Origin of the sequence: Rhizobium sp. WYCCWR 11128, assembly GCF_013416305.1 — a bacterium.
In the GTDB taxonomy this organism is placed as follows: Bacteria; Pseudomonadota; Alphaproteobacteria; order Rhizobiales; family Rhizobiaceae; genus Rhizobium; species Rhizobium indicum.
In genome coordinates, this window is sequence record NZ_JACCEZ010000007.1 from 331,472 (window position 1) to 358,171 (window position 26,700).

At 62.1% G+C, this 26,700-nt stretch carries 19 protein-coding genes; 9 read left to right on the top strand and 10 right to left on the bottom strand.

The window, feature by feature from the left end; genetic code table 11:
* The first annotated feature begins 26 nt into the window (after window positions 1-26).
* From HX898_RS22605 to HX898_RS22625, 5 genes are all read left to right on the top strand, one after another.
* On the top strand, window positions 27-1,625 hold the full coding sequence (locus tag HX898_RS22605) for a Do family serine endopeptidase (RefSeq protein ID WP_138328466.1): 1,599 nt from the start codon (window positions 27-29) through the stop codon (window positions 1,623-1,625).
* Window positions 1,626-1,700: 75 nt separating this feature from the next.
* The gene (locus tag HX898_RS22610) at window positions 1,701-2,447 is read left to right on the top strand and encodes a response regulator transcription factor (protein WP_138328465.1); all 747 of its coding nucleotides are present in this window, start codon (window positions 1,701-1,703) and stop codon (window positions 2,445-2,447) included.
* Window positions 2,444-3,853 (top strand): HAMP domain-containing sensor histidine kinase, encoded by a 1,410-nt coding sequence (locus HX898_RS22615; protein ID WP_138328464.1) that lies wholly within the window; start codon window positions 2,444-2,446, stop codon window positions 3,851-3,853. Before HX898_RS22610 ends, HX898_RS22615 begins: the two co-directional genes overlap by 4 nt.
* 236 nt (window positions 3,854-4,089) lie before the next feature.
* On the top strand, window positions 4,090-7,047 hold the full coding sequence (locus HX898_RS22620; protein ID WP_180195788.1) for a bifunctional [glutamine synthetase] adenylyltransferase/[glutamine synthetase]-adenylyl-L-tyrosine phosphorylase: 2,958 nt from the start codon (window positions 4,090-4,092) through the stop codon (window positions 7,045-7,047).
* Between the two features lie 100 nt (window positions 7,048-7,147).
* Window positions 7,148-7,798 (top strand): glutathione S-transferase family protein, encoded by a 651-nt coding sequence (locus HX898_RS22625; protein WP_138328462.1) that lies wholly within the window; start codon window positions 7,148-7,150, stop codon window positions 7,796-7,798.
* 23 nt (window positions 7,799-7,821) lie between these two features.
* On the opposite strand, the gene HX898_RS22630 is transcribed toward HX898_RS22625, so the two are convergent.
* The 3 genes from HX898_RS22630 to HX898_RS33460 form a co-directional block, all read right to left on the bottom strand.
* On the bottom strand, window positions 7,822-10,131 hold the full coding sequence (locus tag HX898_RS22630) for an ATP-binding protein (RefSeq protein WP_138328461.1): 2,310 nt from the start codon (window positions 10,129-10,131) through the stop codon (window positions 7,822-7,824).
* Window positions 10,132-10,312: 181 nt separating this feature from the next.
* Complete coding sequence (gene pepN / locus HX898_RS22635) at window positions 10,313-12,961, bottom strand: aminopeptidase N (RefSeq protein ID WP_138387697.1); 2,649 nt, start codon at window positions 12,959-12,961, stop codon at window positions 10,313-10,315.
* 188 nt (window positions 12,962-13,149) lie between these two features.
* The gene (locus tag HX898_RS33460) at window positions 13,150-14,256 is read right to left on the bottom strand and encodes a methyl-accepting chemotaxis protein (RefSeq protein ID WP_180195789.1); all 1,107 of its coding nucleotides are present in this window, start codon (window positions 14,254-14,256) and stop codon (window positions 13,150-13,152) included.
* 345 nt (window positions 14,257-14,601) lie between these two features.
* On the opposite strand from HX898_RS33460, the gene HX898_RS22645 reads away from it, so the two are divergent.
* Window positions 14,602-15,540, top strand: a complete 939-nt coding sequence (locus tag HX898_RS22645) for a DMT family transporter (protein ID WP_138328458.1) — start codon at window positions 14,602-14,604, stop codon at window positions 15,538-15,540.
* A gap of 245 nt (window positions 15,541-15,785) precedes the next feature.
* Window positions 15,786-16,658, top strand: coding sequence for a hypothetical protein (locus HX898_RS22650; protein WP_180195790.1), 873 nt, complete (start codon window positions 15,786-15,788; stop codon window positions 16,656-16,658).
* Window positions 16,659-16,749: 91 nt separating this feature from the next.
* Here the strand turns inward: HX898_RS22650 and HX898_RS22655 are convergent, their stop codons facing one another.
* From HX898_RS22655 to HX898_RS22680, 6 genes are all read right to left on the bottom strand, one after another.
* The gene (locus HX898_RS22655; RefSeq protein WP_164902133.1) at window positions 16,750-16,908 is read right to left on the bottom strand and encodes a hypothetical protein; all 159 of its coding nucleotides are present in this window, start codon (window positions 16,906-16,908) and stop codon (window positions 16,750-16,752) included.
* 98 nt (window positions 16,909-17,006) lie between these two features.
* Window positions 17,007-17,198, bottom strand: a complete 192-nt coding sequence (locus tag HX898_RS22660; protein ID WP_138328456.1) for a hypothetical protein — start codon at window positions 17,196-17,198, stop codon at window positions 17,007-17,009.
* A gap of 131 nt (window positions 17,199-17,329) precedes the next feature.
* Window positions 17,330-18,232 (bottom strand): uracil-DNA glycosylase, encoded by a 903-nt coding sequence (locus tag HX898_RS22665; RefSeq protein ID WP_138328455.1) that lies wholly within the window; start codon window positions 18,230-18,232, stop codon window positions 17,330-17,332.
* A gap of 69 nt (window positions 18,233-18,301) precedes the next feature.
* Window positions 18,302-19,594, bottom strand: a complete 1,293-nt coding sequence (locus HX898_RS22670) for an Hsp70 family protein (RefSeq protein ID WP_138328454.1) — start codon at window positions 19,592-19,594, stop codon at window positions 18,302-18,304.
* Between the two features lie 217 nt (window positions 19,595-19,811).
* The gene (locus tag HX898_RS22675) at window positions 19,812-22,928 is read right to left on the bottom strand and encodes an efflux RND transporter permease subunit (RefSeq protein ID WP_180195791.1); all 3,117 of its coding nucleotides are present in this window, start codon (window positions 22,926-22,928) and stop codon (window positions 19,812-19,814) included.
* Window positions 22,925-24,232 (bottom strand): efflux RND transporter periplasmic adaptor subunit, encoded by a 1,308-nt coding sequence (locus HX898_RS22680; protein WP_180195792.1) that lies wholly within the window; start codon window positions 24,230-24,232, stop codon window positions 22,925-22,927. The genes HX898_RS22675 and HX898_RS22680 overlap by 4 nt, the downstream gene beginning before the upstream one ends.
* 289 nt (window positions 24,233-24,521) lie before the next feature.
* On the opposite strand from HX898_RS22680, the gene HX898_RS22685 reads away from it, so the two are divergent.
* Window positions 24,522-25,400 (top strand): aminoglycoside phosphotransferase family protein, encoded by an 879-nt coding sequence (locus HX898_RS22685; protein ID WP_180195793.1) that lies wholly within the window; start codon window positions 24,522-24,524, stop codon window positions 25,398-25,400.
* A gap of 9 nt (window positions 25,401-25,409) precedes the next feature.
* Here HX898_RS22685 and HX898_RS22690 read toward each other — a convergent pair whose 3' ends face one another.
* A complete protein-coding gene (locus tag HX898_RS22690) occupies window positions 25,410-26,198 on the bottom strand; it encodes an SDR family oxidoreductase (RefSeq protein ID WP_180195794.1) in 789 nt (262 codons plus the stop codon).
* A gap of 251 nt (window positions 26,199-26,449) precedes the next feature.
* Here HX898_RS22690 and HX898_RS22695 point away from each other — a divergent pair.
* On the top strand, window positions 26,450-26,700 hold a 251-nt coding region (locus tag HX898_RS22695), incomplete at its 3' end, for an FAD-dependent oxidoreductase (RefSeq protein ID WP_180195795.1).

Sequence of the window (26,700 nt, forward strand, 5' to 3'; positions counted from 1 at the left end):
ATTTAAGAACAAGAGAAGGTGCTCCAATGCTCAAGAATTTCAACGGACGTCCGTCCCTCGCTACTGTGCTCAAGGCTTCTACCGTCGCCGGTATCGCAGCCGCTGTGCTTGCAACCGGCGTTCCGCTCGAAATCACCCGGTCTTATGCCGAAGCTGTCAAGGTTCAGGCGCCTGCCGTTCCGAGCTTCGCCAACGTCGTCGACGCCGTTTCACCGGCTGTCGTTTCCGTCCGGGTCGAAAACCGCGTCAATCCCGTCTCCGACAACAACAATGACGGCTTCTCCTTCGATTTCAACGGCCGCGGCTTCGACGACCTTCCCGATGATCATCCGCTGAAGCGGTTCTTCAAGCAGTTCGGCCAGGATCCGAACGATCAGCAGGGCCATTCCCGGCGCTTCGGCCAGAACGGGCCGAATGGCGGCCCGAATGGTCCGGGCGGCAAGGGTCGCCTCCGCCCCGTCGCTCAGGGCTCCGGCTTCTTCATCTCCGAGGATGGTTACATCGTCACCAACAATCACGTCGTTTCCGATGGCCAGGCCTTCGTCGCGGTCATGAATGACGGCACCGAGCTTGATGCCAAGCTGATCGGCAAGGATCCGCGCACCGACCTCGCCGTGCTGAAGGTCGACGGCAAGGGCAAGAAGTTCACCTACGTCAACTGGGCCGACGACAATAACGTCCGCGTCGGCGACTGGGTCGTTGCCGTCGGCAACCCCTTCGGCCTCGGCGGCACGGTCACGGCCGGCATCGTCTCGGCTCGCGGCCGCGATATCGGCTCCGGTCCCTATGACGATTACCTGCAGGTGGATGCCGCCGTGAACCGCGGCAACTCCGGCGGCCCGACCTTCAACCTCAGCGGCGAAGTCGTCGGCATCAATACCGCGATCTTCTCGCCGTCGGGCGGCAGCGTCGGCATCGCCTTCGCCATTCCCGCCTCGACTGCCAAGGACGTCGTCGCCGATCTGATGAAGGACGGCCAGGTCTCGCGCGGCTGGCTGGGTGTCCAGATCCAGCCGGTGACCAAGGACATCGCCGAATCCATCGGCCTTTCCGAGCCGAGCGGCGCCCTCGTCGTCGCCCCGCAGGCCGGATCGCCGGGTGACAAGGCCGGCATGAAGGCCGGCGACGTCGTCACCGCGCTGAACGGTGAGACGATCAAGGATGCCCGTGATCTCAGCCGCCGCATCGGCGCGATGCAGCCGGGCAGCAAGGTCGAGCTTTCGGTCTGGCGCGCCGGCAAGGCCCAGCCTCTCACCGTCGAACTCGGCACGCTGCCGATCGACCAGAAGGATGCGTCCGCCGATGACAACAACCAGCCGCAGCAGCAGCCTGAGGCACCGGCTTCCGAGAAGGCGCTTGCCGATCTCGGCCTGACGGTCGGACCCTCCGATGACGGCAAGGGTCTGGCGATAACAGGCATCGACCCGAACTCCGATGCCGCCGACAAGGGCATCAAGGAAGGCGAGACGATCACCTCGGTCAACAACCAGGAGGTCTCCAGCGCCGACGATATCGTCAAGGTGCTGAACCAGGCGAAGAAGGACGGGCGCACCCGCGCGCTCTTCCAGATCCAGTCCAGTGAGGGGAGCCGTTTCGTAGCGCTTCCGATCAACGGCCAGGGCTGATCCTTAAGAAAACGAGAGCCGTGCGGACGAAACTCCGCACGGCTCTATTCTTCTGACTTTTGAAGGATGATCGCGATGAGCGCCACCCCGCAGGAAGATGCTTTGAGCCTTGCCGAAACGCAGCCGGCGGGTAATGTCGGCCGCATGAAGATTCTCATCATCGAAGATGATCTCGAAGCCGCGGTCTACCTCACGAAAGCCTTTCGCGAGGCGGGCATCGTCGCCGATCACGCCAGCGACGGCGAGAGCGGCCTGTTCATGGGGTCGGAAAATGCCTACGACGTCATCGTCATCGACCGCATGCTGCCGCGACGCGATGGGCTTTCCGTCATCAGCGAGCTGCGCCGCAAGGCCATCCATACGCCGGTCCTCATCCTCTCCGCGCTCGGCCAGGTCGACGACCGCGTGACCGGTCTTCGTGCCGGCGGCGATGATTACCTGCCGAAGCCTTATGCCTTCAGCGAGTTGCTGGCGCGCGTCGAGGTGCTCGGCCGCCGCAAGGGCACGCCGGATCAGGACGTCGTCTATCGCGTCGGCGATCTCGAACTCGACCGGCTCTCCCATGAGGTGCGCCGCGGCGGCAAGGAGATCCCGCTGCAGCCGCGCGAATTCCGCCTGCTCGAATATCTGATGAAGAATGCCGGCCAGGTGGTGACCCGCACCATGCTGCTCGAAAACGTCTGGGACTATCACTTCGACCCGCAGACCAACGTCATCGACGTCCATGTCTCGCGCCTGCGCTCGAAGATCGAGAAGGACTACAGCCAGCCGCTCCTGAAGACCATTCGCGGCGCGGGGTATATGATCAAGGATGAGGGATGAGCCGTTTCAAGGTTCTCTTCAAGTCCACCGCAGTCCGCCTTTCGGCACTCTATATCCTGCTTTTCGCCATCTGCGCCGCGACGCTCGTCTTCTATGTGACGGCAATGTCGGAGCGGCTGCTGACGGGCCAGATCCGCGACGCCGTCAGGCAGGAGGTGGAGCAGGTGCAACGCGCCTATGACTCCGGTGGCATGAACCTTCTCCTGCGCACGATGGAGCGGCGTGCCCGCCAGCCGGGCGCCAACCTCTACATCATTGCCGGTCCCTCGGGCGATATTCTCGCCGGCAACGTCGCGTCGGTGCAGCCGGGTGTCTTCGAGGAGATCGGCTGGACCTCCGCGCCCTTCGGCTACCAGCGTTATACCGACAGCGGCGTCGAGCGCCGCCACAAGGCGATTGCCAATATCTTCGTACTCGACAATGGCCTCAGAATCCTGATCGGCCGCGACCTCGGCGACCCCGAGCGTTTCCGTCTGCTGGTGCGCCAGGCGCTGATGGTGGCCTTGGCGATCATGGGGCTTGGCGCCATCATCATCTGGTTCGGCATCGGCCGCAACGCGCTGAAACGCATCGACCGCATGTCGGATGCGAGCAAGAAGATCATGGCCGGCGACCTGTCGCAGCGCCTGCCGGTGGGCGGATCCGGCGATGAATTTGACCGCTTGTCGATGTCTTTGAATACCATGCTGGAGCGCATCGAGAAGCTGAACGAAGGCCTGCGGCAGGTCTCCGACAACATCGCCCACGATCTCAAGACGCCGTTGACGCGGCTGCGCAACAAGGCGGCCGATGCGCTCGATATCGCCGATGGCGAGACGCGGCGCACCGCGCTCGAAGGCATCATTTCCGAATCGGACCAGCTGATCCGCACCTTCAACGCGCTGTTGATGATCTCCCGCGTCGAGGCCGGATCGGTCGCCGCCGAGATGTCGCCGGTGGAGCTTTCGGCCATCGTCTCCGATAGCGCCGAGCTTTACGAACCGGCGGCGGAGGAGGCGGGGCTTGGCTTGAGCTCCAGCATCGAACCCGATGTCGAGGTGCAGGGCAATCGCGAACTGATCGGCCAGGCGATCTTCAACCTGCTCGACAATGCCATCAAATATTCTTCCGATACGGAAGGGGCGGGCAAGGTAACACTGAAGCTCGCCCGCCGCCCGGATGGCATCTGCCTTTCGGTGGCCGACCATGGGCCGGGCGTTCCGGCCGACAGGCGCGACGACGTGGTGAAGCGCTTCGTCCGCCTCGACGAAAGCCGGTCGAAGCCGGGAACGGGGCTCGGGCTTTCACTGGTGGAAGCGGTGATGGAACTGCACAACGGTCGGTTGGAACTCTCCGATACCGATCCCGACAAGCCCGAAAAGCGCGGATTGACCGTCAGCATGATCTTCCCCGCCAAGGCTGCCTGATTGCCGAGACCGATGATCGGCTGAATCGCGTATTGGCGGTTTTCCACCTAGACCCTAGTTTAATGCCGATCGAAGGAGGCGTTCCCGCGATTCTGCGTGGTCGTTTCCCTCGAGCATGTCGCGCCAAAGTGTGCAGCGGTTTTGCGATAACGGCATGCGTAAAACAAAGGCCTAAAGCGCAAGGAGCGAATCTGAAAGATCGCGATGCGCTTTAGGCGCTAAGGCAGGGAGAGCGCATGCTGACGAAATCGACGCATGGTCTGAAGGATGTGGCCGAAGGGCTGCTGCGTCCGCTGAACCAGACGGAGTTGAAGCTGGCGCTGGCCGACCTTCAGGAGGCCGGCAGACACGAGCCGTCGGTGGCTGCGATGCTGAAGACGGAGAGCCCGCTTCGCGATTTCATTGCGGCCGTGCTGACGCTGTCGCCTTATCTGCGCGAAATGGTCAATCTCGACCCGGTCGTCCTCGCTGGCGCCATCACTGAACCGCTGGAGCCGCAGATCGAGGCGCTGGTTGCCGAGGCGCGGCGCTGCTGGCAACCGGACGGCGAGGGGGCAGCTCCCTCGGAATCCGTGGTGATGAGCAGGTTGCGCGTCATCAAGCGCAAGGTGGCCTTCCTCGTTGCGCTCGCCGATCTCGCGCGTATCTTCGACGGCCGGGCGACGACGGCTTGGCTGAGCGAGCTTGCCGAAGCTTCGGTTGCCGCCGCGATCGACCATCTGCTGCTGGCGGCGCATGAGGGTGGAAAGCTGCGGCTGCCGGATATGGCGGCGCCGAGCGACGGCTCCGGGCTGATCGTGCTCGGCATGGGCAAACTCGGCGCATCCGAACTCAACTATTCCTCCGATATCGACCTCGTCGTCGTCTTCGACGAACAGGCAGGAATCGTGCCCGACCCGGATGACGCGATCGAGATTTTCCCCAGGATGATGCGGCGGCTGGTGCGCATCCTGCAGGAGCGGACAGCGGACGGCTACGTCTTCCGCACCGATCTCAGACTGCGCCCCGATCCCGGCTCGACACCGCTGGCGATCCCGGTCGATGCGGCGATGATCTACTATGAGGGCAGGGGCCAGAACTGGGAGCGGGCGGCCTTCATCAAGGCGCGCGCGGTTGCCGGCGACTTGACCGCGGGCGGCGAATTCCTGCGCGGGCTAGCCCCGTTCGTCTTCCGCAAATATCTCGATTACGCGGCGATTGCCGATATCCATTCGATCAAGCGGCAGATTCATGCGCATAAGGGCCACGGCGCCATTGCGGTCAAGGGTCATAACGTCAAGCTCGGCCGCGGCGGCATTCGCGAGATCGAATTCTTCGTCCAGACGCAGCAGCTGATCGCCGGCGGCCGCATGCCGGCATTGCGTGGCCGGGCGACGGAGGAGACGCTCGGTGAACTCACCAAGGCGAAATGGATCGACGCGGAAACCCGTGACGAACTGACGGAGGCCTACTGGTTCCTGCGCGATGTCGAGCATCGCATCCAGATGGTGCGCGACGAGCAGACCCACCTGCTGCCGGAGACAGATGCCGACCTGAAGCGCATCGCCTTCATGATGGGATTCAGCGACACGCCGAGCTTCACCGAACGGCTGGTCGGCGTGCTGAAGACCGTGGAGCGGCGTTATGCCCACCTCTTCGAGCAGGAGAGCAAGCTCTCGACCGACACCGGCAACCTCGTCTTCACCGGCCAGGGCGACGACCCGGATACGCTGGAGACGCTGAAGAAGCTCGGCTTCACCAGACCGTCCGACATTTCGCGCATCATCCGCACCTGGCACTACGGCCGCTACCGGGCGACGCAATCAGTCGAGGCGCGCGAAAGGCTGACGGAGCTGGCGCCGCAGCTCCTGCGGGTCTTCGGCGAAAGCAAGCGCGCCGACGAGGCGCTGCTGCGCTTCGACAGCTTCATCTCCGGCCTTCCCTCCGGCATCCAGCTGTTTTCGCTGCTCGGCAGCAACCCGGCGCTGCTGTCGCTGATCGTCAACATCATGTCCTCGGCGCCCCGGCTTGCCGAGGTGATTGCCGCCAGGCCGCATGTCTTCGACGGCATGCTCGATCCCGGCCTGATGGCCGAGCTGCCGACGCGCGACTATCTCGGCGAACGGCTGAAGGGCTCGCTTGCCCAGGCCCGCCACTATGAAGAGGTGCTCGACCGGCTGCGCATCTTCGCCGCCGAGCAGCGCTTTCTGATCGGCATCCGCCTGCTCACCGGTGCGATCAACGGCGGGATGGCCGCACGTGCCTTCACCCATCTCGCCGACCTCATCATTGCGGCGGCACTCGATGCCGTGGTCGGCGAGATGCGGGCAGCACACGGCGACTATCCCGGCGGGCGCATCGCGGTCGCCGGCATGGGCAAGCTCGGCAGCTTCGAGCTGACGGCCGGTTCCGACATCGATCTGATCCTGCTCTATGATTATGACGATGCGGCTTCCGAATCCGACGGGCCGAAGCCGCTCGATGCGACGCGTTACTTCACCCGCATCACCCAGAGACTGATGGCCGCCTTGTCGGCGCCGACCGCCGAAGGCGTGCTCTATGAGGTCGACATGCGGCTGCGCCCATCCGGCAACAAGGGGCCGGTCGCCACCCGCATCAATGCCTTCGGCAAATATCAGCGTGAAGAGGCATGGACCTGGGAGCATATGGCGCTCAGCCGCGCCCGGCTGATTTGCGGCGATGAGAGCCTGATCGCCGAGGCGGAACATATCGTCCGCGAGGTGCTGTCGGCCGATCGCGACATCGCCAAGGTGGCGCATGATGTCGCCGAAATGCGCGAACTGATCGACAAGGAAAAGCCGCCCTCCGGCCCGTGGGACCTGAAGCTCATTCCCGGCGGCGTCATCGATCTCGAATTCATCGCCCAGTATCTGGCGCTGATCGCGCCGACCAAGGGCGTCGGCATTGCCGTCAATGGGGTGAGCACCGGCGAAGCCCTGAAGGTGCTTGGCGAGCCGCTGATGACAACAGTCGATCTCGACATATGCCTCGAGGCCTTCACGCTTTATACCGGCCTTTCGCAACTGATCCGCCTCTCCATCGACGGCCTGTTCGATCCGAAGGAGGCGCCCGCGGGTCTCGTCGAACTCGTCTGCCGCGCCGGCGACTGCCCTGACATCAAGACGCTGGAAGCGGAGGTGAAGCGGCTGTCGAAAGCGGTTCGGAAAATATTCCTGAATGTCGTGAAAGCCTGATCTCACATCAGATGGAACGACCGCGAGGATTACCTCGAGCGTCGCCTGTCGGATTCTCGTTTAGCCAGTCGTCTTCAGGACAAAGCTATGGAGAACACCAATGACGATTACCATTACCGCTTTTGAACGGTCGCCCGATCGCGGCAGGGGTCTGGCGCGTGACATGCGCGTTCGCTGGGCGCTCGAAGAAGTGGGCCAGCCTTACGACGTTCGTCTTGTTTCGTTCAAGACGATGAGAGAACCCGCGCATCTCGCACTTCAGCCTTTCGGGCAGATCCCGACCTATGAGGAAGGCGATCTCGCTTTATTCGAGTCCGGCGCGATCGTCTTCCATATCGGCGAGCACCAAGCGGGCCTCCTGCCGAACGATGCGAATGCCCGGGCGCGCGCGCTCACATGGATGTTTGCCGCGCTCAACACGGTGGAACCGCCGATCTTCGACCGCGCTCTCGTCATGATCCTCGAGCGCGACAAGCCTTGGTACGACCATCGCCTTTCCGCCCTTGAGGACAGCATCCGAAAACGGCTGGCCGACCTCTCCCACCGTCTTGGCGATGCCGACTGGCTCGATGGTGCGTTCAGCGCCGGTGACCTGCTGATGGTGTCGGTGCTGCTCAGGTTGAAGGGATCTGCTATACTGGGGGAATATCCGAACCTCTCCGCCTATGTCGCCCGCGGCGAAACGCGGCCGGCATACAAGCGTGCTTTCGCCGCTCAGCTGGCGGTTTTCACCGCCGCATCGGCCGGTTGAAAAAGACCGGCTCTGGCCTGAGTTTAGATATCGTCAGGAATGCGCAGCGAGATCACGGTGCCGACCGCTTCGCGTGAGCGGATCTTCATGCGGCCGCCATGCAGCGAGGTCAGCGAGCGGGAGATGGCGAGCCCGAGGCCGGAGCCCCCCTTGCTCTTGGCATATTGGCTCTGCACCTGCTCAAAGGGCTGGCCGATCTTCGACAGCGCCGAGCGTGGAATACCGATGCCGGTGTCGGCGATGGTGACGACGACGGCGCCGTCGACGCGGCGGGTGCGCACCGCGATGCGGCCGCCATTGTCGGTGAACTTCACCGCATTGGAGAGCAGGTTGAGCAGCACCTGTTTCATCGCCCGGCGGTCGGCCATCAGCGTTAGGCCGGAGCAGATGCGCTGTTCGATGACGATGTTCTTTTCAGCCGCGGGCATGGCGGTGAAGCGCAGGCTTTCCTCGATCAGCGGCACAAGATCGATGCGCTCGCAATGCAGCCTGACATGGCCGGCTTCGATCTTCGACATGTCGAGAATGTCGTTGATGACGTTGAGCAGATGTTTGCCGCTGTCATGAATATCGCGGGCATATTCGTCGTATTTCAGCGAGCCGAGCGGACCGAACATCTGGTTCTGCAGGATTTCCGAGAAGCCGAGGATGGCGTTGAGCGGCGTGCGCAGCTCATGCGACATGTTGGCGAGGAATTCCGATTTCGCCTTGTTGGCGGCCTCGGCGCGTTCCTTCTCCGCCTGGTAGTTGGCGTTGGCCGTCGAAAGCTCGGATTTCTGGATCTCCAGCGTCTGGCGCGAGGCGGAAAGATCGCCGATCGTCGCCATCAGCCGGCGCTCGGATTCGCGCAGCCGCTCCTGATGGCGTTTCATCAGCGTGATGTCGGTGCCGACCGAGACCCTGCCGCCGTCGCGGGTGCGCCGCTCGTTGATCTGCAGCCAGCGCTCGTCGGCAAGCTGCACCTCCGTCGTACGCGAATAACCGGAGCCGTCGGCATCGGAAATCCGCCGTTCGATGACAGGCCGGGCGGCGGCGGCATTGACGGTCGAGCGCTCGGTGCCGGGCACGAGCACGCTGTCCGGCAGGCCATAGGCCTGCTGGAAATGCGTGTTGCACATGACCAGCCGATCGTTCTTGTCCCAGAGCACGAAGGCTTCCGAGGTGCATTCGATGGCGTCGGCCAGGCGCTGGTCGGCTTCTGCGTAGCGCTGGGCGAGCCGATGCTGTTCGGTCACGTCCATCGCGATACCGATCAGGTGCATCCGGCCGGAATTGCTGCGGATCACCTGGGCGCGCGCCCGCATCCAGACATAGTGGCCGCCGGCATGGCGCATGCGGAAGATCTGATCGACCTGGCCGGAAGCGCCCTTGCCGATGGCGCGCGCGATCTCGTAGAGCCCGCCGTCATCGGGATGCATCAGGCGGGCGGCTTCGCCGAAACCCATCGTCTTGTCGGAGCCCGGCAGACCGAGCATGTCGTACATCGAGCGCGACCAGAAGAATTCGCGGTTCTCGAAATCGAAGTCCCAGAGGCCGCAGCGGCCGCGCGACAGCGCCGTCTCGACGCGCAGGTTCGATTCCAGGAAGATGTCGTCGGCGTCGCGGGCGCGCTTTACCTGCGTGTAATAGGCATAGAGGATGACGAGCAGGATGGAGGAGATGCCGGCAAACAGCGTGACGTTGAGCGCCAGTTCCTCGCGCCAGAGCCGGTCGATCTCGTCAAGCGAGGTGGCGGCGACGATATAACCGCCGGCATTGCCCATCAGCGTGATCTCGGCATAGTGCGGCACGCCGCCGATCGTCGTTTCGATGACGCCGGCGCGATCGCCGAAGCGGCGGATCGCCGAGACCTCGGGGAAGAAATCGCCGACATTGCTGCCAACATGCGAAAGCCCGGCGGTGGTCGCGGCAAAAACCTTGCCGCTTGCCTGCACGAGCAGCACGAAAGCGCCGCTGTCCAGCCGGTCCTGCGGCAGGTATTTGGCGAGGCGGGCCTGCGCCCCGGTGATATCGCCGCTGTCGAAGATGTCGGCCGCATCTGCAAACACCGCAGAGGCGGTCGCCGCCGAAAGTGCGGTGGCATGGCGCGCCGAGGCCTCCAGACGCCCATATTCGCTCATCATGCCGAAGAAATGCGAGGCGGCGACGACGGAGAGGAAGGCGACGATCAGCGCCGGGATGGCCCGCTTCAAGACCAGCTCGGCCTTCGGCAGATAACGGAGAAGTGGTTCCGATGTCGCATGGCCCGAAAGGCTGTCGCGCCAGGCTTTGAGCCCGTCAAAATCGACACGCAGCCGTCCTCCGGCCACGGTTGCCCGCCGCACGTCCATCATCTCTTCGCCTGTCCCTCATGTGATTCGCGCGCCGCTCGCTCGAACCTGACCTAGAGAATCATGGGTGATTCGCCTTGTCCAGAGGCAAAGGTAAAAATCCGTTAACTATTTATAATTTCGGGTTTTTCGAGGTGCTGGGCGACCGGCCGCCGATTTTCTCCTGATGGCCGGTCGAAGCAAATTACCCTTTAAGCGTGCGCTCGACGATATCGCGCACGTCGGTCGAAAGATCGGCGGCTCGCTCGATCTCGATCAGCGCCGAGCGGGCGTGATCGGCACGCACGGGTTCGAGCGAGCGCCAGGAGCGCATCGAGGTGAGGATGCGGGCGGCAAGCTGCGGGTTGCGCCTGTCGATATCGAGAATCTGATCTGCGAGGAAGCGATAGCCTTCGCCATCGGCGCGGCCGAATCCGGTCGGGTTGGCAAAGGCGAAGGTGCCGACCAGCGACCGCATCCGGTTCGGATTGGTGCGCTTGAAGAGCGGATCGTCCATCAGGGCGCGGACCCGTCCCAGGGTTTTTACGCCCGGAATGCCGGCCTGGATCGCGAACCATTTGTCGATGACGAGCGCATTTTCCGCGAAGCGGTCACGGAAGGTGGCGAGCGCCTCGCTCGTCTCCGCGCTGTCGGGAAAACGATGCGCGAGGATCGTCAGCGCATGACTGAGATCGGTCATATTGTTGGCCGCATCGAAGGCGGCCTTGGCGCGGGCCGGCGTCTCTTCGGCATGCGAGAGGTAGGTGAGGGCGCTATTGCGCAGCGCCCGCAGGCCGGCGCTTTTCGCATCCGGGTTGAAATCGCCTGATGTCGTCATCGCTGCGTAGAGGCCGGCAAAGACATCCTTTCCGGCATCGGCGATCTGTTTCAGGACCGCCTGCCGGCCGGCATGGATGGCATCGGGATCGTTGTTGCCGCCAAGTTCACGGGCGATATCGGATTCGCTCGGCAGAGCCAGCGCCTGGGCGCGGAAGGCGGGCTCGAGGCTCTCGTCGGCGGCGGCGGCAATCAGCGTCTCGACGAAGGTCGCCTCGCAGATGACAGGCTTGCCCTCGCGGGCGTCGCGTGCCGCTTTCAGCAGGTTCGGCAGCGCCAGATCGGTCAATGCCTGCCAGCGGGCGAAGTGATCGGTCTCATGGCGGGCGAGACGGGCAAGATCGGCCGGGCTCTGATCGAAATGCAGGTTGATCGGCGCCGAGAAGCTGCGGTTGATCGAAACGACCGGCCGCGAGCCAACGCCATGGAACACGGCCGTCTGCGTGCGGCCTGTGAGATGCAGCACCTCGCCGGCATATTCCGCGCCGTCGACCGAGGTCGGCTCGATCTTGCCGCCGTTTTCGCCAAACAGCGCGAGGCTGAGCGGAATATGCATCGGCTCCTTGCTCGGCTGGCCGGGCGTTGCCGGGATCATCTGTTCGAGCGACAGGGTGAAGCTGCCGGCCGCCGCATCATAGCTGCCCGATGCGGTGACGAGCGGCGTGCCGGCCTGATGGTACCAGAGCGAAAATTGCGTGAGGTCGCGCCCGCTTGCATCCTCGAAGCATTTGACGAAATCCTCGATCGTCACGGCCTCACCGTCATGGCGGTCGAAATAGAGGTCCATGCCTTTCTTGAAGCCGTCCTTGCCGAGCAGCGTCGCGATCATCCGCGTGACTTCGCTGCCCTTTTCATAGACGGTCGTCGTGTAGAAATTATTGATCTCACGATATGTCGTCGGCCGCACCGGATGGGCGAGCGGGCCGCCGTCCTCCGGGAACTGCTCCGATTTCAGGTGGCGCACTTCGGCGATGCGCTTGACGGCGCGCGAGCGTTGGTCGGAAGAGAATTCGTGGTCGCGATAGACCGTCAGGCCTTCCTTGAGGCACAGCTGGAACCAGTCGCGGCAGGTGATACGGTTGCCGGTCCAGTTGTGGAAATATTCATGCGCGATGATCGTTTCGATATTGGCATAATCGGCATCGGTGGCGATCTCGGGATCGGCAAGCACGTATTTGTCGTTGAAGACGTTGAGGCCCTTGTTCTCCATCGCGCCCATGTTGAAATCGGAGACGGCGACGATCATGAAGATGTCGAGATCGTATTCGCGGCCGAACCTCTCTTCGTCCCACTTCATCGAGCGTTTCAGCGCGTCCATGGCATAGGCTGCGCGCGGCTCCTTGCCGTGCTCGACATAGATCTTCAGCACCACCTCACGGCCGGACATGGTCGTGAACGTGTCTTCGACGACGCCGAGATCGCCGGCGACGAGCGCAAAGAGATAGCTCGGCTTCGGATGCGGGTCGAACCAGGCGGCGAAATGTTTGCCGGGGCCATAGCCGGCGCCGCCGAGGAAGTTACCGTTCGACAAAAGCAGCGGGTTGGCGTCCTTGTCGGCGATGATGTTGACCGTGAACGGCGCAAGCACGTCGGGCCGGTCGGGGAAATAGGTGATGCGGCGGAAACCCTCCGCCTCGCACTGCGTGCAGTAGATGCCGCCGGTGCGGTAAAGGCCCATCAGCTTGGTGTTGGCCTCAGGGTTGATGACGGTGGTGATCGTCAGTTCGAAGGGCGCGCTCTCCGGCAGGTCGCGCACCGTCAGGCTTTCCGGTGTTGCGTCGTAACGCGAAGGGTCCAGTTCCACCTGGTCTAACAGCAGCCCCGACAGCGTCAGTTCGTCGCCGTCGAGAACGATCGGCGCTGCCGGATCGGTGCCCGGGCGACGATGAAAGATCAGACGCGCCTCGACCTTTGTCTCCGTCGGGTCGAGTTCGAAGGTCAGGTCCACACGTTCCAGCACGAAGTCGGTGGGACGGTAATCTGCCAGATGAATGACCTGGCCGGTATCTGTTCGCATGGTGTTTCCTGAAGACCGTTATTTGATAACCGCGGAATACAGAGGCGGGCGCACTCTGCCATAAATTTTGCCGGGGATGATTACATTAAAGTCTGAACTAAACTTAAAGCAAATTGCCCGCGAACACCAAGTTCGCGGGCAAAATATCTTATTGGAAACGGATGAACGCCACTGTGGGGCGATGGGTGCTACTTAAGGTTGAGCGCAGCCTTGATCGTCGCGTCGTTTTCCGTCTGCTGCACGACGACGCCGTACCAGCCGAGCCCGTCGTAATCCTCATAGCCGAGAGTGCGCGCGAAGGCGACGATCGAGCCGTTATTGTCGTAGTAGCTGCCTTTTGCCCGGCCGGACGGATTGGCGAGCGCGAAATGCGAAAAGAGCAAGGCGGGATTGGTGGTGGCGATCACCCGGCTCTTGCCGTCGAGCAGCATGACCGTCGTTTTTTCTGCCAGCTGCGGCGGCAGGTTTGCCTCTTTCTCGACGATCGCCTGGCCCTGGTTCTGCCAGTCGAAATAGACGCCGAGCGTGCCGATCAGCCGCCCGTCGAGCTTGCCCTCCTCGCGGATGCCTGTGGCATAAACGAGCGCATGCCTGGCGTCGTGGAGCGGGCTCGATTTGACGTCGTCGACGATATAAGCGTCGCCGGAGGAGCAGGCCGACGCTGCGCGGAACCACGGATCGCCGGCAAGGCTCGTGCCGACGATCTTGCGCTGAAACTTGGGATTGGCGGATGCGATCACCTTGCCCGAGAGATCGGACATGACGAGATCGAGGTAGACGGTGTAGAAGCGGTTGATGGCGCCGAGACGCTCCGCCGCAAAGGCGACGGTTTCCCGGCCCGGGTTCTGCAGCGCCTGCCAGAGCGCCGGATCCGTCGCCCACCAGCGCACATCGGCCGTACGCTCGAAAAGATTGCGGACGATGAGCTGCACCAGCGTCTGCGCCAGATCGGTGAGGCGAACGCCCTCCATCTCCTCGACCAGCGAATCGGCCATGGCGCGGCTAAGGCCGATGCGGCCAAGCACGTTGCTTTCGAACCTGCCGGTGATATCGGTCGCGATCTGCGCCAGCCGCTGCACCTCGTTGGCAACGACCGCAAAGCCCTTTCCGGTCTCGCCGGCTCTGGCTGCTTCGATCAGCGCATTGATCGCCAGGAGCTTGATCTGCTTGACGATATGGGTGTTGTCGGCGCTGAAGCGCTCGAGGTCGGTGCTGATGCCGTCGGTGACGACGCGCATGGAGCGCGGTGTCGCATTCTGCGACTGGGCAATGGTTTCGGCGCTAAGCGGCTTCATCAAATATGATCCTGGAAGGAGCGGGCAATTGTTTGTGTGGTGAAGAAAATTTCGAGATCAGCGATAAAAACGATGCTTGCCTATGGTTTTCAATTGGTTAACAGCTAGCCCCGCGAGATGAACATTTTCGGGGTGAATGGCTCAAAACGAGAAATTTCAGAGCGGTGGCGCATAAGCAGCACGGTTGGGCCTGCCGCTGACGGCGTTTCTGTGATTCTCTCACGTTGCTTGCGGTTTTTTCGCCAATCGGTTTTTTCTTTCGCTACGATGGAAGACGTCACCCGCTGCGTTCCCGAGTCGAACGCGTCCCCCCGTTCCGCTTGAGCAGTATTAAGAGCCAGGATCATGCACTCGGTTCTCAGAAACCCGATGAGAGGCATTGCGCTGAAAGTCTCGTCGGTCGTGGTCTTCCTGGCCATGCAGACCTTCATCAAGCTGGCGGGCTCAGACATCCCGCCGGGGCAGGTCACCTTCTGCAGGTCGTTCTTCGCGCTTTTCCCGATTATGGCCTATCTGGCCTATAACAGGCAGCTGCGCGCCGCCTTCTACACGGCCAATCCAGTCGGTCACCTGAAGCGCGGCACGATTGGCATCATGTCGATGGCTTTCGGTTTCTACGGCCTGCTGCATCTGCCGCTGCCCGAGGCGATTGCGCTCGGCTATGCGTTGCCACTCGTCGCCGTCATCTTCGCTGCCGTTTTTCTCGGCGAGACCGTACGCATCTATCGCTGGAGCGCCGTCCTGGTCGGCATCGTCGGAGTCGCCATCGTTTCCTGGCCGAAACTCACGCTGTTTCGCGACGGCGGCATGGAAGCAGAACAGGCCGTCGGCGCGCTCTGCGTGTTGCTCTCGGCCGTTCTCGGCGGCGTGGCGATGATCCAGGTGCGCCGCCTCGTCGAGGAAGAGAAGACGGCGACGATCGTGCTGTATTTCTCGATCACCGCCTCGGTCTTCTCGCTGGCTTCTCTTCCCTTCGGCTGGCTCATCCTGGCATGGCCGACGGCGCTCTATCTGATCGCCGCCGGTTTTTGCGGCGGCGTCGCACAGATCCTGCTGACGGAAAGTTACCGCCATGCCGACGTTTCCACCATCGCGCCGTTCGAATATACGTCGATCCTGCTCGGCGGCATTGTCGCCTACTTCGTCTTCGGCGACGTGCCGAGCGTGACCATGCTGATCGGCACCGTCATCGTCGTCGCCGCCGGCATCTTCATCATCTATCGCGAGCATCAGCTGGGCATCGAGCAGAGAGAGGCGCGCAAGGCCACGACGCCGCAAGCCTGACGCCTGCAAGCGCATATTTATCAAGGTTTTAACGCGGGGATTGCGGCGGCTTGAAACTTGCGCTCAAAGAGCGAAAAGAATGGTGAATTCTTGGGATACCGCCGGCCTGTGGAATATGATTGTTGAACATGAGAGAGTATCATTTATTCCAAGCTGTGCATGTCTGAATGGCCGCTGATGCCGGAGGAGCTCTCGGTGTCGTTGCTCCGAACGCTGGCCGGCGAGCGGGGGTGGAGAAAAGCATAATGGCATTCACAGCGGAGCAATTGGTGGGGAACTCTTCCTTCCTGATGAGCATTCGCTTTTTGGCCGGGCAGATGCGCGGCATGTTCGATGCCGGCCCACGATTGGCACGATTGCTCGCCTCGCATCAGCGCTGGCTTCTGACCCAGACTGCCTATGCCCTCAACCTGGAATATGACCCGCGCGACCCGACATCGGGTTTCACCGCCGTGCGGCTGACCGGGCGCATCACCGCGCACAAGGTGGCGAGCCGCAACACAGTGCTCGCCTTCATCGAAGAACTCTTTACCTACCGCTTCATAACCCACACGCCCGGCGACGAGCGGCGGCGGCCACGTCATTTCGAGCCGGCCGATGTCAGCCATCAGGCGATGTTTGCCTGGATTCTCGGCAATCTCGGTGCGCTCGACCTGCTCGACGGCGGTCAAAGGGCAGCATTTTTCCAGGCAAATCCATCCTTGATGCGGCTCGTTCAGCCGCGCATTGCCCGCCATTGCCTGGAAGATGCCGCCTGGCGCGAGCCGCCGGAGCAGGTGGCGTTGTTCCTCTGGACGGAAGCTGGCGGCCTCGTCGTCGACAATTTCATCGCCCGGATGGATATGGACAGCAGCGAGCCGGACAGGTTTTCCGTCGGCCGGGTCGAAACCCGTGCGCTCGCAGCCGATTTCATGATGTCGCGCACCCATCTGCAGCGGGTGCTGGCAAAGGCGGCGCAGCGCGGCTGCGTCGGCTGGCATGACGAGCCGCGCAAGACGCACCTTTGGATATCGCGGAATTTCGTCGAGGAATATTGCGCCTGGCAGGCGGTCAAGTTCGCCTATGTTGACGAAGCCTTCGAATGGGCAAAGGCCCAGATCGAGGAGATGGCGATCTGACCAGAGCACTTCCAGCAAAAGTGCGCAGCGGTTTTGCGTCCGGAATGCGCAAAAACAAAGAGATAGAACATTTGCATGACTCGGAAATGTTCTAGAGAACGATCGCCGCAGTGCCTGCGCCAATGCGGGATCCAGCATCGGCTGGCTTGACCGAAAGCTCGCGCTCATATTCCCGCGCGGCGCAGACGGCAACGCGGATATGCTCGAATGTTTCGATGTTGCGCAGAAGCGATATCAGGATCGTCGACATGTTGGGGTACTCTTGACACGAAAGGGCAGGCGAAGCGCTTGCAGCGCCGCGCGTCTTTTCAGACGCGCAAAGGACGCTGCAACACTTTGAGTCCCTGCTCAATATTGCTGGAAGTCCGAAAAAATGGCGTTCGGGCGCGCCGTACGGCTGTTGATGCCGGTGCCGCGGGCAATCATCTGTTCGTTCGTGACAAAGCCGAAACGGCTGTAGCCTTGAGTGGAACGAACCTGGTCGCCGGCGAGGCGAAGGGTTTCAAACCCGCTATGGATAGGACGAAAACGCTTGTTCATGGCCTTGGTTCCTGTGATTCCTCCCAAGACACAGCTGATATTGCGATGCAGCATAGATTCCGCAATGCATCACGGCGGGATGCAGCCATGCGAAAATCGCATAGGTTGATTCACAAATTATTCAACTTTGGCTAATTTCTAAGCAAAGATAGGGACTTAAGCTTCGCTTGAAAGGCGAGCAGGTCGTTCCAGGCCAGCCGCTTGTTTACGGGTGCGGTTAACAGATCCTGCGGATGCAGGCTGGCTATGGCAGGAATGACACAGTCCGCAGCCGCAATCTCCTTCCAACGGCCACGTAACCCGTGAATCGTATCGTTTTCGCCGAAGAAGAAACGCGCCGAAAAATTGCCGAGCAGCAGGATCGCCTTCGGTTCGGCAAGCGCGATCTGCCGCTCGATGAAGGGGCGGCAGATGTCCATTTCCGCGGCCGAGGGCGCACGATTGCCAGGTGGTCGCCAGGGGATGACCTGCGTCAACAGAATGGCTGAGCGCGTCAGCCCGATCGCCGCCAGCATCTTGTCGAACAGCTGGCCGGATTTTCCCGAGAAGGGCATGCCCTCGCGATCGTCTTCGGCGCTCGGCGCCGAGCCGATCACCATGATCCCGCTTTCGGCATCGCCGCTGGCAAAGATGGTCGAGCGGGCGCTGTGCTTGAGGTTGCAGCCGTTGAAGGCTTCGATCGCGGTCTTGAGCTCGACGAGCGATCGCGCGGTTTCGGCGACGAAGCGCGCCTGCTGCACCGCCTCGCCATCCGGGATTGCCGGTTGCGGGCCGGACGCTGCGCGTTCGGCAGGCGCTGGGCGTGCCGCTGCATTCGGGCGCAGCTGTGCCTGGCCTGGGGCAGAGCGTTCCCCAGCGGCGGGACGTTGCTGCTGCGCCTGTGCCGCCGCCGGGCGGCGGGCGGCCTTCATCGCCTCGAACTCGGCGAAGCGGTCGATCGCCTCTTCCTCCAAGAGCCATTCCACGCCGGCATCCGCATGGAAATGCAGAAGCGCTGCGAGCTCGGCTGGGGAAAGGTCGTTGGCGGAGATCATGCGGGCAAGCTTAGCGGAGTGACAGTGGCATTGAAAGGGCGGGCGACCGATTGCCCGCCCTTGCCGGCTCTATTGCACAGTCCATTGTGCGATGTCGTCGCGTTCGCCGATCAGCGCCAGGCCATGGGCAATCGACAGCAGCTCGCCGCCGCTTTCGATCCGGTCGCGCTCGAAGCGTTCGGTAAAGATGCGGCGCACCGCCGGCACGAAGGAGGTGCCGCCGGTCAGGAACACCTTGTCGATCTCCGATGGTTTCGTCTCGGTCTTGTCGAGCACGTCGTCGAGCGCACCTTCGATGCGGGCGAGATCATCGGCGATCCAGCCTTCGAAGTCGCTGCGCTTGATGCTGCGATGTCCGCTGCGGCCAAGCGGCGCGAAATCGAAAGCCGCTTCCTCGGAGGCCGAGAGCGCCATCTTCGTCGCCGACACCGCCTGATAGAGCGGGTAGCCCTCGTCATGATCGATCAGGTCGATGAAGATTTCGAGCTTTTCCGGTTCCAGGCTGGTGCGCACCAGCTTCTTCAGATCCTCGAATTCGCGCGTCGTCTTGAAGATCGACAGCTGGTTCCAGCGGCCGAAGCTGGAATAGTAGTTGGACGGCACTTCAAGGATCTTGTCGAAGCTTTTGAAATGGCTGCCCTTGCCGATCAGCGGCGCGACGATGTTGTCGATCATCCTGTAGTCGAAATGGTCGCCGGCGACACCGACGCCGGAATGGCCGATCGGCGTTGCCGTCAGCTTGCCGGCGACGGTCTCGAAGCGGATCAGCGAATAGTCGGTGGTGCCGCCGCCGAAATCGGCGACCAGCACGGTGGCATCCTGCTTCAGGTTCTGCGCGAAATAGAAGGCGGCGGCGACCGGCTCGTAGACATAGTGGATTTCGGGAAAGCCGAAGCGCGACAGCGCTTCATTGTAGCGCTCGGTCGCCAGCGCCGGATCGGGGCTGGCGCCGGCAAAATGCACCGGCCGGCCGGTGACGATGCGGCTGACATCCGAAGGCCAGTGGTCGCCGGCATAGTTGCGCAGGCGCCGCACGAAGATCTCCATCAAATCTTCGAAATTATGCCGCTTGGCAAAGATCAGCGTGCCCTGGAACAGCGCGCTGGCGGCAAAGGTCTTGATCGACTGCAGGAAGCGACATTCGCCGGGATTGTCGATGAATTGGCGGATCGCCGCATGGCCCGCTTCCACCTTTAGCGCCGAAGCGCCGAGCTGGGCATCCTTCATGAAGGAAAGCGCCGTGCGCATGCTGTCTGCCGTACCCTCCGTGCTCGTGAACGCCATCGAGCGTGTCGCCCCGCCATCCGCCATGGCGAGAACCGTATTCGTCGTGCCGAAGTCGAAACCCAGCGCCTGAGCCATGCCCGCACCTCTTCATGCCGATTGTTATTGGAGACGGAGCGTTGCTCCGCAAGGGCGTGCGAACGCCCGGATCAAGGAGGGCGGGTGATGCCACAGAGGCGTGACACATTCAAGAGGAGCGGAAGTTGATGTGATCACGGGCGCACTTCTTCTCCCGGTTGGAAGAAGAAGTGCGCCGCAAGGGTCAATCGGCAATGCCGAACTCAGAGGGCCGTCATCACTCGGCAGCCATTGCCCTTGCCTCCTGCACCTCCGGCTCCTCGACCTTCTTGTGGCCGATGAGGCGGCCGAGGAAATTGCCGAAGCGGTCCATCTCGACGAAGATGACCGGGGTGATGAACAGCGTCAGCATCTGCGAGACGATCAGGCCGCCGACGACGGCAATGCCGAGCGGCTGGCGCAGTTCCGAGCTTGCGCCGGTGCCGAGCGCGATCGGCAGGGCGCCGAGCAGGGCGCAGAAGGTCGTCATCATGATCGGCCGGAATCGTCGCACGCAGGCCTCGTGGATCGCCACCGTCGCCTTTTCGCCCGTCGTGCGCATGGTCTCCACCGCCACGTCGATCATCATGATCGCGTTCTTCTTGACGATGCCGATCAGCATCAGCAGGCCGATCAGGGCGATGATCGACAGATCGAAGCCCATAATATCAAGCGCCAGCAGCGCACCGAATGCCGCCGCAGGCAGGCCGGAGAGAATGGTGAGCGGATGGATGAAGCTTTCATAGAGCACGCCGAGCACGACATAGATGGTCAGCACCGCCGCCAGGATGAGGTATGGCGTATTGCCCTGAGACTGCTCGAAGATCTGCGCTGTACCGCCATAGGAGGTGAAGACGTCAGCCGGCATGCTCATTTCCGTCTTGATCTGGTCGATTGCCGCGGTCGCGTCGCTGAGCGAGACGCCTTCCGGCAGGTTGAAGGAAACGGTGGTCGAGACCAACTGGCCCGTCTGGTTGATTGTCACAGGGCCGACCGTGCGCTCGACATGCGCGAAGTTCGACAGCGGCACCAGGCTGCCATTGGAGGAGGCGACGCGGATCTCCGACAGCTTCTGGTCGTCCCAGGGTTTGCTGGTGTCGTATTCGACGATGACGTCGTAGCTGTCGCCGGTCGACTGGATTTCCGCCGCCGCATATCCGCTGAAGGATTCCTGCAGTGTCGTGCGTAGCGTGTCGTTGTCGATACCGTAGGCGGAGGCCCGCTCGGTATCGATGACGATATTGGCCTGCAGGGCGTTGTTCTGCGCGTCCGACGTCACGTCCGTGAAGAGGCGATCCTTGCGCATCGCCGCCTGGATCTTGCCGGCCCACAGGTTGGTCTGGTCGGCGTTCAGTGCCTGCACGACCAACTGATATTGGCTGGCAGTCTGGCGGCCGCCGAAGCGCAGGCTCTGGTTCGGCGTCACGAAGGCCTGCAAGCCGGGGATCTTGTTGATCGCCGTGCGCAGTTCGCGCAACGTCTGGTCAAGCGGCACACGCTGCTTCTTGTCCTTGAGTTCGACGAACATAGAGCCGTTGTTCTGCGGCTTGTTGGGATTGCCGCCGATCGTCGACATCACGTGGTTGACCGCCGGGTTCGCTTTCACGGCGGCTGCCGCCTGCTGCTGCAGCGCCGACATCGCGGAATAGGAAATGTCCTGCCGGGCCTGCGTGCTGATCGTCAGGCGGCCTATATCCTCCTGTGGGAAGAAGCTCGTCGGCAGCGTCATGAAGAAATAGATCGTCAGCGCGACCGAGGCGAGGAAAACGCCGAGGATCGTGGGGCGGTGGCGAAGGCACCAGCCGACAGCCCTGTCATAGCCGCGCAGCGTCCGTTCGAAGCCGGCATCGAAGATGCGGATGATGAGCGGCGGGCGGCTCTGGTGGTTGGACAGACGCGAGGCGAGCATCGGCGTCACGGTCAACGAGACGATTGCCGAGGAGATGATCGCAATCGCAACCACCATGCCGAATTCGTTGAACACGCGGCCGACAACGCCGCCCATCAGCAGGATCGGGATGAAGACCGCGATCAACGAAACCGACATGGAAATGATGGTGTAGCTGACTTCGCCCGCACCCTTGATCGCCGCTTCCCGCACCGGCATGCCTTCCTCGACATGGCGCAGGATGTTCTCGAGCATGACGATGGCGTCATCCACCACGAGCCCCACCGCGAGCGTTAGCCCGAGCAGCGAGATGTTGTCGATACTGTAGCCCAGCACATACATCATGCCGAAAGTCGAGATCAGCGACAGTGGAACGGCAAGCCCGGGAATGATCGTTGCGGTCGCATGGCCGGTAAAGAGGTAGATGACGAGAACGACGAGGCCGATCGTCAGGAGCAGCGTGAACTTCACGTCGGAGATGGCATCGCGAATCGGCTTTGCGGCGTCATTCATGACGACCGTGTTGACGGAGGGCGGGATTTCGGCGTGAAGCTGCGGCAGCTTGGCGTTGATCGCATCGACGACATCGACCGTATTAGCATCCGGCTGGCGCTGGATGGCAAGGATGATGCCGCGCTGGCCGTCGTACCAGCTGCCGGTATATTGGTTCTCAACACTGTCTTGCACATCGGCAATATCGCCGAGGTGGATCGGCGCGCCGTTCGGATTGGCAATGACGAGCGAACGGAATTGTTCGGCGCTGGTGCGCTGCGTATTCGCCGTGATGGTCATGCTCTGCGAATTGTTCTGCAGCGTTCCCACAGGCTGCTGGCTGTTGGCGGCAGCAAGCGCCTTGTTGACGGTGTCGATGCCGATGCCGCGGGTCAAAAGCTTGTTGGGATCGACCTCGACGCGCACGGCATAGGTCTGCGCACCGTAGACGCTGACCTGGGCAACGCCGGGAAGCGTCGAAAGCGACGGCGAGATGATGTTCTCGGCGATGTCGTCAAGCTTGCTGCGCGGCATGGTGTTGCTCTGCACCGAGAGCAGCATGACAGGCGCATCGGCCGGGTTCGTCTTGCGATAACTGGGCGGCGTCGTCAGATTGTCGGGCAGTTGCCGGGTGGCATGCGAAATCGCGGCCTGCACGTCGGCTGCGGCCGCATCGATATTACGACTGAGGTCGAACTGCAGCACGATGCTGGTGCTGCCGAGCGAACTGGAGGCGCTGATTTCGGTGATCCCGGGAATGGTCTCGAACTGCTTGATCAGCGGCGTCGAAACCGAGGTCGCCATCGTCTGAGGCGAGGCGCCGCTCAACTGCGCCGAAACGTTGATGGTGGGAAAGTCGACCTGCGGTAGCGCTGCGACGGGTACCAGCTGATAACCGGCAAGACCGGCCAGAATGACGCCGATCGCAAGCAGCGTCGTCGCGACGGGGCGCTGGATACAGAAATTCGGGATCATTGCTGAGCTCCCACCGCGATTGTCTCGGAGGGCTGCTGTTGCCGAGGCTCTTCGGCGGAGGCGACATCAAGCGCCTTTTCGTCGAACTGCTCGTTGATCGCCTGCTGGTCGCTGAGCTGGCCCTGACCCTCGACGACGACGTGATCGCCTGCCTGAAGACCTGATTCTATGGCGGTGAAGCCGCCATTTGCGCGGGCAATGGTGACGGGCGTCAGATGCGATTTGCCGTCCTTGGCGACGAAGGCGAAGAAACCCTCCGGGCCGGGGCTGACGGCGACCGTCGGCACCACCACCTGCTGTTCGTCATTGTTGAAATGCACGACGATGTTGACCGACTGGCCGGGCCAGAGCGCACCGGAGGCATTCTCGAATTTCGCCTTGGCGAGGATCGTGCCCGAGGCGGTGTCGACCGTGTTGTCGTAGAAGCTGATCTCACCCTTCCGCACTTGCCCCTTGGTGGAATTGGGAGCGGTGCTGACTTCGACCGGACCGCCTGCCAGAGCGCTCTTCAGCTCCCGCAGGTAGCGCTCCTGCAGGTGGAATTTCACATAGATCGGATCGTATTTCGCGATGGTGACGATTGCCGCCCCGGCGCTGAGGAAAGCGCCCTTGCTGACAACAATATCGCCGAGCCGGCCGTCGAAGGGAGCGCGGATGTCAGTGTGCTCGAGCAAGATCTGATCGGAGGCCAGCGAAGCCTTGTCGGCGTCAACAGTGGCTGCAGCGGTATCGCGGGCGGCGACCGCCTGGTCGAGGCTCTGCTGGGTGCCGGCCTTCTGGTTGAAGAGGTCCTGCGCGCGCGTCAATGCGGTCTCGGCTTCCGAAAGGGTTGCCGCGTCGCGCACGATCATCGCATTGTCCTTGTCGACGGTCGCCTTCGCCGTCCGGTCGTCCAGCTTGGCGATCAGGTCGCCGGCTTTAACGGTCGCCCCATCCTGCGCATCGATGCTGACGATCAGGCCCTGTTCCTGTGCGGCAATCGTCGTATTGTCATCGGCATCGGCCCAGCCGGTCGCCGTCACATCCATCGGCAGCGTCGTTTTCACGGCTGCAACGGTTTTGACGACGGTCGGGCCGCCGCCGCCGCGTCTGCGCCCGCCGCCCTGATGTTGGCCACCGTCTTGTGCCTGATTGGCCTGCTGATCGGCCTGTGCCTGCTGCCCGCCGCCATTGCCGCCGGCCGGCTGTTTGATGACCTGCGAAAGGTAGGGAATTCGCGAGGCATAAGGGATCAGATTCCCGAATTGCCAGACGCCGATGGCGGCAATTGCGATAACGCTGACGGTGATCCAAAATTTCTTCATGGGCGAGAACCGGTCTTGAGCAAGGTTGCAAAATTTATGCTCTGATTGAGCTGCTTATATTGCGGCGCAAAAAAGACATAATTCCCGGCGCGCGATCACTAAGTGGTTATAACGGCTTAAAATTTTGTAATGAATATTCCGTAATATTCAAACTATACTAATATAGAGCCAGTGTAACCCGATGCCGTTCGGCGGCGGCGGCGAAGGCGGTTCGCAAGGCGACGATGCCGACCCGTATGCCGTCCATTGCGCGGGAAGAACACGGAAAAACTAGAGAAGGCAGGTCGTCATGACTGAGTTGGACGCCAGCGAGTTTCGCTCTCTCATAACAAGCATATTTCCTGAACTCACGGCCTCCGTCTTCAAGCTGGCGGCGAAGGGCTGGGATTCGCTTGCCGTCGACGTCGATGACACGCTGATCTTCAAGTTTCCGCGCTATTCAAGTGCGGAAAGAGCGCTTGTGAAGGAAGCTGCCTTGCTCGACATCGTTCGGCCGTCGCTGTCGATGGCGGTTCCCGACATGCGCATTCACGACGGGCCGCCGATCTTCTCCAGTCATGCCAAGCTCGACGGCGAACATCTCATTGCCGAAGATTACGATGCGCTTGGCGAAGGCGATCGTCAGCACCTCGCGGAAGATCTCGCGCGTTTTTACGCCGAGCTGCATGTGCTCGACGCCGATCGCATACGGTCGGCGGGTGCCGGGGCTATCCAGCCATGGCAATCGCCCGAGACGGTGCGAATAAAGGCTTTACCGCTGCTGCCGCCTGACATCAGGAACTTTGCGCAGGCCATTATTTCCGATTTCGAAGCCTTGCCGCCCGACCCCTACGGCAACATCTACGGCTTCTTCGACGGTCATGGCTGGAACATGGCCTTCGATCATGCGCAAAAGAGGCTGAACGGCATCTATGATTTCGCCGATTCCGGCTTTGGCCCGCTGCACCAGGAGTTCATCTACTCGAACTTCATCTCGCCCGACCTGACCGCACGCATCGTATCGGCCTATGAAATGCTGACCGGACGCAGGCTCGACCGGCGGCGCATTGCGATCCTGACCGGCTTCCATCGTCTGTCCGAGCTCGCCGAACTTGCTGACTATCCGGCTAACGTCGAACAGATGATCCGAAGTGTGGCGACATGGGCGGCGGCAGCCCGCGTTGGCTGAGAGGGAATCTCAGACGGATCGTGCCGCGCCGCCGTCGCAGCGGATGAGCGAGCCGGTGATGTAGCTTGCCGGTTGGCTGCACAGGAAGGCCGCGGTTGCGGCAAATTCCTCGACCCTGCCGTAACGGCCGACCGGAATGCGCGCTTCCTTGTCGGTACGGATCTCCTCGAGGCTCTTGCCGGTCCGCTTTGCCGCAGCCCCGTCGAGATCGTCGAGCCGTGCCGTCAGGATACTGCCCGGCAGGAGCAGGTTGGTGGTGACGCCGAAGCCCGCCACTTCGGAGGCAAGCGTCTTGCTCCAGCCGGCAAGGGCCGGGCGCAGCGTATTCGACAGCGCCAGATTGGCGATTGGTTCGATCACGCCGGATGAGGCAACCGTCAGGATGCGGCCCCAGCCCTGCGCCTTCATGCCGGGCAGCAGCGCATTGGTGAGCGTGATCACGCGCGCGACCATGGAGAGGAAATAGCTTTCGAGCTTTTCGCCCGTCATGTCCTCGGTCGTGCCGGGCGTCGGTCCGCCGGTATTGTTGACGAGGATATCGAGCCCGCCGAACTTCTCCTTCACCGCCGTCGTCACCATCTCGACGAAGCGTTCGTCCCCGAGATCGGCCCAGATCCAGTCGGCCCGGCCGTTGCCTTCGCCATTGATCGCCTGGCAATTGGCCTCCAGCTGTTCGCCACTGCGCCCGCAGAGCAGCACCTTTGCGCCCTCCCGCGCCAGCGCCACGGCGATGCCGAGGCCGAGACCACGCGAGGAGGCGAGGACGAGTGCCCTTTTGCCCTTGATGCCGAGATCCATGATTATCCTCCGATAGCTTTGAGCGATGTATAAGGCGCAAGCGGCGGAAAAGGAAAGGGCATGTGACCAGTCCGGCAACGTTTGATAATTGACGTTAACGTAAGCGTTATGTAATTCTGTCTCGCGAGGCCTCATCATTGTGCGAATTGGAAGATTGGCTGTCGTATCCCGGCTCGACAAGGCTTTCTCGTTTTGACAAGAAAGTGCCGTGACGGGATGACGGCCGCGTGCCGCCAAGCGGAGACGAGTAAATGACCGAGACGACTGAGCTGCCCGAACGCGAGAGCATGGAATTCGACGTTGTGATCGTCGGCGCCGGTCCTGCCGGTCTTGCGGCGGCGATCCGGTTGAAACAAGTCAATCCGGAACTGTCGGTCGTCGTGTTGGAGAAGGGCGCGGAAGTCGGCGCGCATATCCTCTCTGGCGCCGTCGTCGATCCGATCGGCATCGACCGGCTATTGCCCGGCTGGCGCGACGAGGCCGAGCATCCGTTCAAGACCAA